Genomic DNA, 12,738 nt, shown 5'->3' with positions numbered 1-12,738 from the left:
ATAAGATATCCCATTGTTTCAAACAAGTAAGACCCCTTGAAGACTACAAGGTTGATAGGCACGATGTGTAAGTGGAGTGATCCATTCAGCAAGCGTGTACTAATAGGTCGAGGGCTTGACCACAATTCGCTTGAGACTCTTAAGAGTCAACGAAAAAATGTAAGCAGTGATTATTCAGTTTTGAAGGCACGTCCTTCTAAGAAACACTGGACAAAGTACAACAAACATGTTATACTGGTTCAGTCAGATCGGTCGGTGTCGATGACGGTGAGGTTCCACCTGTTCCCATTCCGAACACAGAAGTTAAGCTCACTTGTGCCGAAGATAGTTCGCTGGAAACGGCGCGTGAAAATAGGTAGTCGCCGACTTGAACAAAAACGCTTCAGAAGAAATTCTGAGGCGTTTTTCTTTTGTCTTGAAACTGTTTTAGGAGAAAACAGAAAGGCAGGTATGCTTTGAAAATGATGTGAGCATTGAAGATGAAACAGACTGGAAGAGAAGGGCACAATTTCATGCAGAGTGAAGCGAAAAATTTTATGATGTGTTTGTGCCTTATCTATTGAACAAACAAAACCTTAAATAAATCATGGTGGCTCGGCTGTGCTGACCTTTTGGCACGACCGGGCCGCTTTATTGTAATAAAACCTTGACTCTTCAGTCGTTGTAGGGTTTACTATCTATAACGGAAAGGAGCTGCCCGGTCTGGCAGTGTAAGCTCTGTACATTCGGCAGAGAAGAGGGAAGCCGGGCAGAAAACATTATGGAAAAAAATCTGACCAGCGGCAGTGTGTTGAAAAGCATTTTGTTTTTTTCACTGCCCTATCTGCTTTCGTACTTTTTGCAGACGCTGTACGGCATGGCGGATCTGTTCATCATCGGGCAGTTTGAAGGTGTGGCCAGCACAACGGCGGTGTCCATTGGCAGTCAGGTGATGCATATGATCACTGTGATGATCGTGGGCCTTGCCATGGGAGCAACGGTCACTATTGGCCGGGCCGTGGGCGCAGAGAACAAACCTCGTGCGGCGCGGCTCATTGGCAACACAGTCACACTGTTTATGGCAGGATCTGTGGTACTGGCAGCTGTGCTGGTAGGGCTTGTGGATCCGATCGTACGCATTGTCTCCACACCGGAGCAGGCCGTGGCGGGCACTCGTACCTACCTGATCATCTGCTTTATCGGCGTTCCATGCATCACGGCGTATAATATCATGGCATCAATCTTCCGCGGGCTGGGCAATTCCAAAAGCCCGATGTACTTTATTGCGGTGGCCTGTGCAAGCAACATTGCGCTGGATTATCTGTTCATGGGCGCGCTGCATCTTGGCCCTGCCGGTGCAGCGCTGGGTACCACTCTTTCTCAGCTGGTCAGCGTGATCATCTCGCTGGTCGTGATCCTGCGCCGTAAGAGCGGCATCCACCTTTCGGGTGCGGACTTCAAGCCGGAACGCAGTGCACTTGGCGAGATCCTTTCCATTGGCATACCGGTGATGATGCAGGACGGCTTTATTCAGGTATCTTTTATGATCATCACCATCATTGCCAACCACCGAGGCCTGACCGATGCCGCCGCCGTGGGCATCGTGGAAAAGATCATCAGCTTTTTGTTCCTGGTGCCCAGCTCCATGCTGTCCACTGTATCGGCACTGGGCGCGCAGAACATCGGTGCCGGCAAGCACGACCGTGTGGATGCCATTCTGCGCTACGCCATCGGCATTGGCCTGACCTTTGGACTGATCGTGGCAGTAGCAGTGCAGTTCATTGCACCGTCGGTGGTGCGGCCCTTCACCTCGGACGAGGCTGTGGTGCTGGCCGGTGCATCTTACATCCGGGGTTATATTTTTGACTGCCTGTTTGCAGGCGTGCAGTTCAGCTTCAGCGGCTATTTCTGCGCCTATGGCAAGTCCGGGCTGTCCTTCCTGCATAACACGCTGTCCATTCTGCTGGTGCGCGTGCCGGGTGCCTACCTCGCATCCAAGTTTTTCCCGCAGACGCTGCTGCCCATGGGTCTTGCTTCGGCCTGCGGTTCGCTGTTCTCCATTCTGGTGTGCGTGATCGCTTACCACTGGCTCAAGCGGCAGCAGAAAGCGGTGCTGCATGGCTGAGCGGGAACCGTTCCAAATCGGTGAGATGGCATAGACGTACCGCCTGAGTGTGGGCGCGCTGCGCCACTATGAGCTGCTGTCAAGCGTACAGCAGCTTTTTTGTTGCACAAAAACCGGCCCTGCGGTACAATAGACCTGTTATTTATTATGCAGGAAAGAAGAGAGAACAGATGCGAGACCACCATATCGACCTGTGCGGCCAGATCGATTTTACCCGTACCGAGGCAATGCCCCTGCTGGCGCGGGATGCACATTTCAGCTTTGCGTGCAATGGCTGCGGCGACTGCTGCCGTGGCAGAGAGGACATTGTACTTTCAGGCTTTGACCTGTGGCGCATTGCAGCCCGGCTGCGCCTGCCGCCGCAGATCGTGGCGCGGGGATATTGCCGGGCCAGCATTGGCACGGTGAGCCATTTGCCGGTGCTGCGTCTGGCCCCGGTGAAGGAGAACCGGAACAACTGTCCCTTCCTTACGGGAGACCACTGCGCCATCCACGATGCCGAACCGCTGGTGTGTGCTCTGTACCCGCTGGCGCAGGAGATCAGCAGGAAAGGACAGGTGAGCTATTTTCTGCAGCCAACCGGCTGCGGCGGGCAGGTGATCGAGGCAAGGGTGGAGGACTATCTTGCTTGTTACGATGTCCCGGCCCGGGAACAGACCGATGTGCGCTGGGCGCAGACCTGCATGACACTGGAAGACACGGTGGAACAGCTGGGTGCGCAGCTCAGCCCGGTGCTGGTGCGCCGGATGCAGGACAAGCTCTGGCAGGCGCTGTATTTTGGCTACGACTATGCCGCACCGTTCTTGCCGCAGCTGGAGAAAAACCTGCACTGGCTGGATGCTGAATTTGCAAAACTGACAGAATATCAGCAAAAGCGGAATAACGCATCAAAATAATCGATCAATATATTTGATGCAATCGATAATAAAGGCCGTTTTAGGGCAAAAGTGAGTTGTTTTACCGTGAAATGTGTGATATACTTCACGAGTGTAAAGCGAGACTGTACGAGCCTTGCATACAAAACATAGCTTTCCGGTGCGGTACCTGTAGGCCGCACACGCAAAGAGATAGAGGAGATAAACATTATGCGTAAAATCACTCGTCGTTCGTTTCTGGCTGCTGCCGCTGCCTGCGGCGCAGCTGCTGCCCTGACTGCCTGCGGCGGTTCTTCTGCATCTTCTGCAGCTGCTTCTTCCGCTGCGCCTGCATCCTCGGCTGCTGCTTCTGCTGCAGCCGATGGCCAGAAGTTCACGATCGGCATCTGCCAGTTGGTGCAGCATGCCGCTCTGGATGCCGCTACGCAGGGCTTTGAGGATGCTCTGACTGCTTCCTTCGGCGAGAACGTCACCTTCGATTTCCAGAATGCACAGGGCGATTCCGCTACCTGCGCTACCATCACCAACGGCTTCGTTTCCTCTGGTGTGGATCTGATCATGGCCAATGCTACGCCCGCTCTGCAGGCTGCACAATCTGCTACCGACAGCATTCCGGTGCTGGGCACCTCTGTTACCGAGTACGGTGTGGCTCTGGGCCTGACCGATTTCGACGGCACCGTGGGTGGCAACATTTCCGGCACCTCTGATTTGGCCCCGCTGGATCAGCAGGCTGAGATGATCGTGGAGTGGATGCCGGAGGCCAAGAAGGTTGGCCTGCTGTACTGCTCTGCTGAGGCAAACAGCCAGTATCAGGTGGATGAGGTCCAGAAGTATCTGGAGGAAAAGGGTGTCACCGCTACCCAGTACGCTTTCTCTGATTCCAACGACCTGTCCTCTGTCTGCCAGAAGGCTGCCGACGAGAACGACGCACTGTATGTGCCCACCGATAACACTGTTGCTGCAAACACCGGCATTGTGGACGGCATCTGCCGCCCGGCCAAGAAGCCCGTGTTCGCTGGCGAAGAGGGCATCTGCGCCGGCTGCGGCGTGGCTACCCTTTCCATCAGCTACTACGATCTGGGCTACACCACTGGTGAGATGGCAGTGAAGATCCTGAACGGCGAGGCTGATGTCTCCACCATGCCCATCGAGTACACCGATGTGACCAAGAAGTACAACAAGACGATCTGCGACGATCTGGGCCTGACCGTTCCCGACGGCTACGAGGAGATCGAGGGCTAAAATACTCCGGGAAACCAAACAGAAAATCAGCGGAGAAGGGTAAAAAGTGCTCTTCTCCGCTTTCCCGTATCAAACGGGAAGTAAAAAAGTGTAACGTTTAGGAGGAATTGTTTTGGAAATCATTGCAAGACTGGCAAACCTGCCGGGCGCTTTGCCGGGTGCCTGTGCACAGGGCCTTATCTGGGGTATCATGGCCATTGGCGTGTACCTGACCTACCGTATTCTGGATGTGGCCGATCTGACCGTGGACGGCTCCTTTGGCACCGGCGGTGCAGTGTGCGTCATGTGCCTGCTGTCCGGCCAGAACGTCTGGGTCTCCCTGCTCATGGCGCTGCTGGCAGGCCTGCTGTCCGGCCTCGTCACCGGTGTCCTGCACACATTTATGGGCATTCCGGCCATCCTTGCCGGCATCCTGACCCAGCTTTCGCTGTATTCCATTAACCTCAAAATCATGGGCAAGGCCAATCAGGCCATCAACGTGGACAAGTACAACCTGCTGATCTCCCTGCGCTGGGTCAAGGAGTTTGCTCTCCACAACCCTATCGTTATGATCATCATTGTCACAGCGGTGCTGATCGGCATTCTGTACTGGTTCTTCGGCACCGAGCTGGGCTGTGCCATCCGTGCCACCGGCTCTAACCCCGCCATGTCCCGTGCGCAGGGCATCAACACCAACTTCAATATCGTGCTGGGCCTGGCTGTGTCCAACGGTCTGGTGGCGCTGTCTGGCGCTCTGCTGAGCCAGTATCAGGGCTTTGCAGATGTCGGCATGGGCCGTGGCGCGATCGTCATTGGTCTGGCTGCTGTCATCATTGGCGAGGCTCTGTTCAGCCGCATCTTCCACAACTTTGCACTCAAGATGGTTTCTGTCTCTCTGGGTGCCATCATCTACTACATTGTCATCCAGCTGGTGCTGACTCTGGGTTTCGATGCCAACCTGCTCAAGCTGCTGAGCGCTTCTGTGGTGGCTGTTTTCCTTGCCGTGCCGTACTGGAAGGGCAAGTACTTCTCGAAGCCGGTGAAGAAGGCAAAGGAGGATGCAAAAAATGCTTGAGATCCAGAATGTTTCCAAGACCTTTAACGCTGGCACGGTCAACCAGAAAACTGCCCTGAACGGCCTGAACCTGAAGCTGAACGAGGGCGATTTCGTTACCGTGATCGGCGGCAACGGTGCAGGCAAATCCACCATGCTGAACGCAGTTGCCGGTGTGTGGCCGGTGGACGAAGGCAAGATCATTATTGACGGTGTGGATGTGACCCGCCTGAGCGAGCATCAGCGTGCCGCTTACATCGGCCGCGTGTTTCAGGACCCCATGACCGGCACTGCTGCCACCATGCAGATCGAAGAGAACCTTGCCCTGGCTGCACGCCGCGGCAAGCCCCGCACCCTGCGCATTGGCATTACCAAGGCAGAGCGCGAGCAGTACCGTGAACTGCTCAAGACGCTGGATCTGGGTCTGGAAGACCGCCTGACGGCCCGTGTGGGCCTGCTTTCCGGCGGCCAGCGTCAGGCACTGACCCTGCTGATGGCTACCATGAACAAGCCCAAGCTCCTGCTGCTGGACGAGCACACCGCTGCGCTGGACCCCAAGACCGCGCTCAAGGTGCTGACCCTCTCGGCCAAAATCGTGGAGGAAAACCATCTCACCACCATGATGATCACCCACAACATGAAGGATGCCATTAAGTATGGCAACCGCCTGATCATGATGTACGAAGGCCATATCATCTATGATGTTTCCGGTGAGGAAAAGAAGAACCTGCACGTCTCCGACCTGCTGGCAAAGTTCCAGATCGCCAGCGGCGGCGAGTTTGCAAATGACCGCATGATTCTGTCCTGATAAATTACAAGGTTAAAATGCAAAGCGCCTGTCCCGGAAAAAACCGGGACGGGCGCTTTTTATGTATGTTTACCAATTCAAGAGCAAGGCGGTTAACTGGAGTTTTTGAGAGATGATTTTCTTTACATCTTTTGAAGAATGCGGGGCACCGTCCTGAATCGCAAAGAGGAACAGCGAGTAAAGTTCATTATATTTTGGAATAGCCATTTTTTCAAACCTCACACCTTGGAAAAGCTCAGCACACATTCGCAATGCCGTGTTCTTGGAAATAGATCCACCGGCTGCACCTTCTCTGCGTGATATCCATTTTGTTCCAGCCATGCAGCATCTCTTGCGGCGGTGGCGGGGTTGCAGCTGACGTAGACCACCCGGCGGGGAGACATGCGCACGACAGCGGAAAGGGTGGCTTCGTCGCAGCCCTTGCGGGGAGGGTCCAGCATTACGATGTCCGGGTGAAGGCCCTCAGCGGCAAGGCGGGTGGCGGCCTGACCGGCATCTGCGCAGAAAAATCGGCTCTTTGCGGCCACATCTGCACCCATGCGGGCAGCGTTAGCCTTGGCACTTTCAATGGCTTCCGGTACGATCTCCACACCGATCAGCTCACGGCAGTGCGCTGCCATGGAAAGACCAATGGTGCCCATGCCGCAGTAGAGGTCCAGCAGCAGGTCGTCCGGGGTAAGCTGAGCATACTGGGCGGCAATGCCGTAAAGCTGCTCGGCAGCAAGGGTATTGACCTGATAGAAGGAAAGCGGGCCAAGCTGCACCGGAACACCGCACAGGGTGTCCTCAATATAGCCCGGGCCGTACAGAGTGTGGGTCTCGGTGCCAAGGATCACGTTGGTGTTTTTAGCATTTACGTTCAGCAGGATCGTGGTGATCTCTGCAAATTGAGCTTTCAGCCGGGTGCAAAGCTCTTCAGCGGAGGGCAGCTTGGCACGGGTGCAGACAAGGCAGACCATGATCTGGCCACTGTGAGCGCCGCGCCGCAGAAAGATATGACGCACAAGGCCCCTGCCGGTCTCCTCGCTGTACGGCTGGATGCCCTTTTCTGCAAAAAAAGCGCACAATGCGTTGCCGATCTCATTCAGCACACCGGGCTGCAGGCGGCAGTCCGGGCAGGGGACGATACGATGGGTGCGCCCGGCGTAGAAGCCGATACAGGGCTTACCGCTTTTGTCCACGCCCACCGGGAACTGCACCTTATTGCGGTAGCGGTTCACTTCCGGCGAACCCACAATGGGCAGAACAGGCACATCCAATCCTCCGATGCGGGCAAAGGCATCGGCAACATTCTCCTGCTTGGCGCGCAGCTCGGCAGCATAGTCCAGATGCCGCAGGCTGCAGCCGCCGCAGGGGCCTGCCACGGCACAATCCACCGGGATACGGTCCGGCGAAGGAGTGAGCACCTCGTCCAGAATACCGAAGGCGTAGCGCTTGCAGTCCTTAACGATGCGCACCCGGGCTTCGTCGCCGGGGGCGGCACCGGGAATAAACACGGTCTCACCGTCTGGGCTGTGTGCTACGCCGCTGCCATCGCTGGAAAGACGCTCTACGCGCAGGGTGAGAACTTGATTTTTCTGTAAGGGCATGAAGGGTCTCCTTTACTGGTGGTCGGGGCCGTCGGCGGGAGCATCAGCCTGCGCCGCAAAATACTTGCTGGGCGGCACGCCCTTGGCGCGCTTGAATACCCGCGAGAAATAGAACTGGTCAAAGAAGCCTACCGACACCGCGACCTCGGCAATGGAAAGGTTGCCTGCGCGCAGCAGCTTGCAGGCTTCGTTGATGCGGTATTCGGTAAGATAATCGATGGGGCTTTTGCCTACGTTCAGCATGAACACGCGGTACAGGTGACTGCGGGAGACACCTACGCTTTTTGCCACATCATCAATGGAAATATCATGTGAATAATTGAACTGGATGTACTTGATGGCGTTGAGCACATACTGGCTGGAAGAGGAAGCCGTGTGCGGTTTGCCAGCGCTGGTCTCCTTCATCAGAGAAGCGATGAAGAGATAAAGGTAGCCCACCATGGCGGCTTCATCCTGCGGCTGCAGCCCGCGGGAGGAATAAATGTTGGCCAGAGCGGCACGCATCCCATCGGGGTCGTGGGTGTGATGCACCGGCGAGTCGTCGGTGAAGGGGAGCTGCGCGGCCAGTTTGTGGGCACACGCACCGTTGAAGCCTACCCAGCTGTACTCCCAAGGCTGCTGCTCATCGGCAGTATACCGGATCAGCTGGCTTGGCCGGGCAAAAAACAGCTGACCCTGGCTCACTTCCCAGGTGCGTCCGCCCACCTCGAATACGCCCTTGCCGGAAAGTACCAGATGGATCAGGTAATGGTCGCGGATACCCGGCCCCCATGTTTGGCCCGGAGCACAGCGTTCGATGCCGCAATTGAAGATGGAAAGCTCAATATTATTGGTATAATTTTGTTTGAAGGATTGCTTATATACATCTGCCATAGCCGCGTTTCCTCCGCTCTGTCACGTTGCGGGCAGCTTTGTGCCCGATCTTTGGTATAGTATACCACACATCTGCCCGCAAATTCAACAAAAGTACATCTTATTCTTTGAACTGGGTGCCAAAATTCGCGTTTTTTCAGCGTTGGAAATTGAAAAAAGCGGTTGGATGCATTACAATAGACGTAACATACCCATCTATCCCAAAGCAGCATATTGAGGGAGGAATCGTTATGGCAAACAGTGCGCAGCTCCGAAATGAGATCGCGGCGGGCAAATGGGACGATAAGCTCCGGGCACTGTATGGCGATGCGACGCAGGAAATCTGTCGGCAGCGGGCACGCTACTGTGCTGCGCTGGAACAGTTTGAGCTGTACTTTGGGCCGGGCAGGCAGGTGCAGGTTTATTCGGCACCGGGCCGCGCAGAGCTGGGCGGCAACCACACCGACCACCAGCACGGTTATGGCCTTGCGGCGGCTGTCACGCTGGATCTTGTGGCCGTGGCTGCGCACAATACAGACGGCTACGTGCGGGTCAAATCCCGCGGGTTCAACAAGCTGGATGTGATCGACCTGACCGTGGAGGGGCCGCAGGAAGGGGAGAGCACCCACTCGGCCAGTCTGATCCGCGGCATTGCCGAGGGCTTCCGCGCGGCAGGCAAAGCGGTGGGCGGCTTTGATGCATACACGGCCAGTGATGTGCTGCGCGGCAGCGGCCTTTCCAGTTCTGCTGCCTTTGAAATGGGCATGGCTGCCATCTGGAACGGAGAATATGGCTGCGGTCTGGCCCCGGCGGAGCTGGCAAAGATCTGTCAGTATGCGGAGAATACCTATTTTGGCAAGCCCAGCGGCCTGCTGGATCAGCTGACCAGCGCAGTGGGCGGCATTATCTTTGCGGATTTTGCAGACCCCCAGCAGCCGGTTCTGGAAAAGATCCACGCCGACGGCCTGCTGCCGCCGGGCATGAGCCTGTGCGTTACCGATACGCGCGGCAGCCACAGCGAATTGACCGGTGAGTTTGCAGCCATCCGGCAGGAGATGGAGCAGATCGCAGCGTTTCTTGGCAAAAAGGTGCTGGGACAGGTGACGGAGAGCGCATTCTGGGCAGCACTGCCTGCGCTGCGCAAAGCCTGCGGCGACCGCGCGGTGCTGCGCGCCATCCACTATTTTGAAGAGAACGCTCGCACCCTTGCCCAGAGGGACGCGCTGCAGGCCGGGCAGTTTGCTGCCTTTGCAGCGCTGGTGCTGGAAAGCGGACGCGCATCCTTTGCGCTATGCCAGAATGTCTACTGCAGCACCGATGTGCGGCATCAGGGGCTTTCGGTGGCACTGGCGCTGAGCCAGAGTATCCTGCAGGGCAGCACGGGAGCCTGGCGGATGCAGGGCGGCGGCTTTGCAGGCACCATTCAGGCGTATGTTCCCCAGAGCCTGCTGGAACGCTATCACAGCGAGATCGAGCGGGTATTCGGCAAGGGCAGCTGCTACATTCTGCGTCTGCGGGAGCAGGGGGCAGTGAAAGTGATCTGAAAACAAAAACGCATCTGCAAGATTTTGCAGATGCGTTTTTTGCTATGCTTTATACTGCTGGGAAAGTTCAGAAAACCGATTTCGGGCCGGGAGCGGACTGAGCCTGCTCTTTCTCTTCTTCCCGGCGCTGCTGATCCGAGATATACTGCACCATGTCCCGCTCCTCGTGGGAAAAATGGAACAGGTCTGCGATGGTATCGTAGGCGCTCACCACGAAGTTGAAGCCTGTCTTTACCACATTGAACAGCAGCATGGGCACAAAGGTGAAAGAAAGTGAGATCAATCCGCCGCTAAAGAAAAGATCGTCCAGACGCAGATTGCTGAAGAAAAGATCCAGCGCATCGCCCAGCGGCCCGCCGCCGGAAATACTGCGCAGCTCTTCTTCGGAAACAGAAATGTATGAATGCGGCATCTGAAGGTTTTTCATGGAGAAAGCTCCTTTCTGACAAGATCGTTCCGGGAATGGAATCAAACTCAGGCTGCAGCGGTTCCCTCGGCCTGAGCGGCATCAAAGCTCGGCATGGGGTTCACGATCTGATCGTAGATGCTTGTAACGGTACGAATGACGTTCATGACCTGCGAATAGACATAGACACCGGCCAGACCGGCAACGCCCACAGAAGCGATACGGCTCCAGGTGTTCATCTTATCCCAGGTGTGATAGAAGGTGCCGGACAGGCTCAGACCATTCGACAGACCGGACTGCACACGGCCTGCGATGTACCGGAAGGAATAGTTGGTCATCAGCACGAACAGGTTGATTGCTGCATTCTGGCAGAATGTAGCAAACTGATCGGTGTTGAAATAAATATCGTGATTAAAGGCTGAGCCAAGGTAGATGGACTGACCGCCATCCAGATAGGTCATTTCCTCTTCGGAGATAACGGCATAGGAAGCCGGTAAAAGCATGGTATTCTGATTGGGATGATCCATGGTGGAAGAACTCCTTTCCGTAGTGGAATCTGCACAAAGGCAGACAATAATACTATCTGAATTGTAACATAACTGTGTCCAAATAACAAGAGCAGAGATGCGCAAAATCATGATACATTTGTGAATAAACTGTTACAGAAAGGCGGCAAAATCACGGATGTCAGCCCAAAAATGCGCAATATGTCCATAATCTGGTCCTGAAAAAATGTTCTGTAGAAAAAACAAAAGCGCCTGCACATTCCGGGTGCAGACGCTTTTACGAGGAGAAAATGATCGGGGAATTACTGTGCCCGTTCGTAGAGCACGGTCAGCTGCGCAATGTGTCCGGCCAGTGCTTCCGGCAAGGGACAGGTGAGCCGCCACTGCCAGTTGGAGCCTTGGGTGCTGGGAGTGTTGATGCGGGCCTCACTGCCCAGATGCAGCCAGTCCGCCAGAGGGATCACAGCGGTATCCGATACACTGGCAAGGCAGGCACAGATCATGGCCTCGGTCAGCTCTTCCGGCTGGCAGCGCAGGTAGTGGCAGGCATAGGCCACATCCTCGGCACTGGCGTTGGTACGCCAGCCTTCGGTGGTCACATTGTCGTGGGTGCCGGTGTACACCACGCTGTTGCGGTGGTAGGTGTGGGGCAGGTAATTGCCGGATTCCCGGCTGTCAAAGGCAAACTGCATGATCTTCATGCCCGGATAGCCGCTGGCAGAAAGCATGGCCTTGACCTCCGGGGTCAGGTAGCCAAGATCCTCGGCAATGATGCCGCCCTCGCCAAGGTTTTCGTGCATGGCGTTGATAAAATCGCGGTCAGGGCCTTTTTCCCAGTGACCGCCCGTCGCCGTTTTGTTCCCGGCGGGAATGGAGTAATAGCTCTCGAAGCCGCGGAAGTGGTCGATGCGCACCACATCGTAAATGGAGGTGGCGTGCTTCATGCGCTGCTTCCACCACGCAAAGCCGGTGGCTTTGTGAACAGGCCAGTCGTACAGCGGATTGCCCCATAGCTGACCATCCGCTGCAAAGGCATCCGGCGGGCATCCGGCAACCTGCGTCAGGTGCATCTGGCCATCGGTCTGGAACAGTTCCGGGTGGGTCCACAGATCGCTGGAATCCGGGCTGACATAGATGGGAATATCGCCCACCAGTTTGATGCCCTTGCTGTTGGCGTAAGCCTTCAGGGCGTTCCACTGGGTGTAGAAGAAGAACTGCACCGCCTTGTAGTAGCCAATGCTTCCGGCAAGCGCTGCTTTGGCTTCGGCAATGGCTTCCGGCTGGCGGCAGCGCAGTGCATCCGGCCAGTCAGCAAGGCCGGCCTGACCCTGTGCAGCCTTCACAGCCATGAACAGGGCGTAATCCTCCAGCCAGAAAGCCTGCTCTTTGCAGAAGGCTTCATAAGCGGGGGAAGGGGAGGCCAGCAGACGATCCGCTGCTTTTTTCAGGACAACGGGCCGCTCGTTGTAGAGCGCGCCGTAATCGATGGGTCCGATGGGCCTTTCCGCAGGGATCTCGTCGGCGGTCAGCAAATCGTCCGCAGCCAGCAGGCGGTAATCGATAAAATAGGGATTTCCGGCAAAGGCGGAGAAGCTCTGGTAAGGGCTGTCGCCGTAGCCGGTGGGGCCGATGGGCAGGATCTGCCAGTAGGTCTGCTTTGCATCGGCCAGAAAATCCACGAATGCAAAGGCCTCTTTTCCCAGCGTACCGATGCCAAAAGGCCCCGGCAGACTGAAAACGGGCATCAGAATGCCGCTTGCACGCATAGTGTGCGCACCT

General features: G+C 56.0%; 12 protein-coding genes and 2 rRNA genes. 8 read left to right on the top strand and 6 right to left on the bottom strand.

The window, feature by feature from the left end:
- From GKG36_RS12645 to GKG36_RS12615, 7 genes are all read left to right on the top strand, one after another.
- Positions 1-123: ribosomal RNA gene (locus tag GKG36_RS12645) — 23S ribosomal RNA — on the top strand; the annotation flags it as partial.
- A 128-nt stretch (positions 124-251) separates the two neighbouring features.
- Positions 252-368: ribosomal RNA gene (rrf, locus tag GKG36_RS12640) — 5S ribosomal RNA — on the top strand.
- Between the two features lie 392 nt (positions 369-760).
- Positions 761-2,104: an MATE family efflux transporter gene (locus GKG36_RS12635; protein ID WP_154261053.1), complete on the top strand. Its 1,344-nt coding sequence runs from the start codon at positions 761-763 to the stop codon at positions 2,102-2,104.
- A 170-nt stretch (positions 2,105-2,274) separates the two neighbouring features.
- Positions 2,275-3,000, top strand: a complete 726-nt coding sequence (locus GKG36_RS12630; RefSeq protein WP_154261051.1) for a YkgJ family cysteine cluster protein — start codon at positions 2,275-2,277, stop codon at positions 2,998-3,000.
- Positions 3,001-3,189: 189 nt separating this feature from the next.
- A complete protein-coding gene (locus tag GKG36_RS12625; RefSeq protein ID WP_154261049.1) occupies positions 3,190-4,221 on the top strand; it encodes an ABC transporter substrate-binding protein in 1,032 nt (343 codons plus the stop codon).
- 112 nt (positions 4,222-4,333) lie between these two features.
- Complete coding sequence (locus GKG36_RS12620; RefSeq protein ID WP_005939016.1) at positions 4,334-5,275, top strand: ABC transporter permease; 942 nt, start codon at positions 4,334-4,336, stop codon at positions 5,273-5,275.
- Entirely contained in the window at positions 5,268-6,062 is a 795-nt protein-coding gene (locus GKG36_RS12615; RefSeq protein WP_005939014.1) for an ATP-binding cassette domain-containing protein, read from the top strand. Before GKG36_RS12620 ends, GKG36_RS12615 begins: the two co-directional genes overlap by 8 nt.
- A gap of 69 nt (positions 6,063-6,131) precedes the next feature.
- On the opposite strand, the gene GKG36_RS12610 is transcribed toward GKG36_RS12615, so the two are convergent.
- From GKG36_RS12610 to GKG36_RS12600, 3 genes are read right to left on the bottom strand one after another with little or no spacing between them, the layout of a single operon-like run.
- On the bottom strand, positions 6,132-6,269 hold the full coding sequence (locus tag GKG36_RS12610) for a hypothetical protein (RefSeq protein WP_154261047.1): 138 nt from the start codon (positions 6,267-6,269) through the stop codon (positions 6,132-6,134).
- Positions 6,270-6,280: 11 nt separating this feature from the next.
- Complete coding sequence (gene rlmD / locus GKG36_RS12605; RefSeq protein ID WP_154261045.1) at positions 6,281-7,651, bottom strand: 23S rRNA (uracil(1939)-C(5))-methyltransferase RlmD; 1,371 nt, start codon at positions 7,649-7,651, stop codon at positions 6,281-6,283.
- Positions 7,652-7,663: 12 nt separating this feature from the next.
- Positions 7,664-8,524, bottom strand: a complete 861-nt coding sequence (locus tag GKG36_RS12600; RefSeq protein ID WP_005939008.1) for an AraC family transcriptional regulator — start codon at positions 8,522-8,524, stop codon at positions 7,664-7,666.
- A gap of 230 nt (positions 8,525-8,754) precedes the next feature.
- Here GKG36_RS12600 and GKG36_RS12595 point away from each other — a divergent pair, with 230 nt between their 5' ends.
- The gene (locus tag GKG36_RS12595; protein ID WP_154261043.1) at positions 8,755-10,047 is read left to right on the top strand and encodes a galactokinase family protein; all 1,293 of its coding nucleotides are present in this window, start codon (positions 8,755-8,757) and stop codon (positions 10,045-10,047) included.
- 67 nt (positions 10,048-10,114) lie between these two features.
- On the opposite strand, the gene GKG36_RS12590 is transcribed toward GKG36_RS12595, so the two are convergent.
- The 3 genes from GKG36_RS12590 to malQ form a co-directional block, all read right to left on the bottom strand.
- A complete protein-coding gene (locus GKG36_RS12590) occupies positions 10,115-10,474 on the bottom strand; it encodes a hypothetical protein (RefSeq protein ID WP_097782232.1) in 360 nt (119 codons plus the stop codon).
- Positions 10,475-10,521: 47 nt separating this feature from the next.
- Positions 10,522-10,980, bottom strand: coding sequence for a hypothetical protein (locus GKG36_RS12585; RefSeq protein ID WP_097777666.1), 459 nt, complete (start codon positions 10,978-10,980; stop codon positions 10,522-10,524).
- Between the two features lie 281 nt (positions 10,981-11,261).
- Positions 11,262-12,725, bottom strand: a complete 1,464-nt coding sequence (gene malQ, locus GKG36_RS12580; protein WP_154261041.1) for a 4-alpha-glucanotransferase — start codon at positions 12,723-12,725, stop codon at positions 11,262-11,264.
- Positions 12,726-12,738: the final 13 nt, after the last annotated feature.

Source organism: Faecalibacterium sp. BIOML-A1, assembly GCF_009679715.1.
Taxonomy (GTDB): domain Bacteria; phylum Bacillota; class Clostridia; order Oscillospirales; family Ruminococcaceae; genus Faecalibacterium; species Faecalibacterium taiwanense.
Note: the sequence above shows the minus strand (reverse complement) of the source record. Positions and strands in the feature narration are given on the sequence as shown.

Excerpts from the sequence above, each read along its gene's own strand:
- GKG36_RS12590 (WP_097782232.1), bottom strand. The coding sequence starts at position 10,474 with ATGAAAAACCTTCAGATGCCGCATTCATACATTTCTGTTTCCGAAGAA.
- GKG36_RS12610 (WP_154261047.1), bottom strand. The coding sequence starts at position 6,269 with ATGGCTATTCCAAAATATAATGAACTTTACTCGCTGTTCCTCTTTGCG.
- GKG36_RS12630 (WP_154261051.1), top strand. The coding sequence starts at position 2,275 with ATGCGAGACCACCATATCGACCTGTGCGGCCAGATCGATTTTACCCGT.
- GKG36_RS12585 (WP_097777666.1), bottom strand. The coding sequence starts at position 10,980 with ATGGATCATCCCAATCAGAATACCATGCTTTTACCGGCTTCCTATGCC.
- rlmD (WP_154261045.1), bottom strand. The coding sequence starts at position 7,651 with ATGCCCTTACAGAAAAATCAAGTTCTCACCCTGCGCGTAGAGCGTCTT.
- GKG36_RS12615 (WP_005939014.1), top strand. The coding sequence starts at position 5,268 with ATGCTTGAGATCCAGAATGTTTCCAAGACCTTTAACGCTGGCACGGTC.
- malQ (WP_154261041.1), bottom strand. The coding sequence starts at position 12,725 with ATGCGTGCAAGCGGCATTCTGATGCCCGTTTTCAGTCTGCCGGGGCCT.
- GKG36_RS12595 (WP_154261043.1), top strand. The coding sequence starts at position 8,755 with ATGGCAAACAGTGCGCAGCTCCGAAATGAGATCGCGGCGGGCAAATGG.
- GKG36_RS12635 (WP_154261053.1), top strand. The coding sequence starts at position 761 with ATGGAAAAAAATCTGACCAGCGGCAGTGTGTTGAAAAGCATTTTGTTT.
- GKG36_RS12600 (WP_005939008.1), bottom strand. The coding sequence starts at position 8,524 with ATGGCAGATGTATATAAGCAATCCTTCAAACAAAATTATACCAATAAT.
- GKG36_RS12625 (WP_154261049.1), top strand. The coding sequence starts at position 3,190 with ATGCGTAAAATCACTCGTCGTTCGTTTCTGGCTGCTGCCGCTGCCTGC.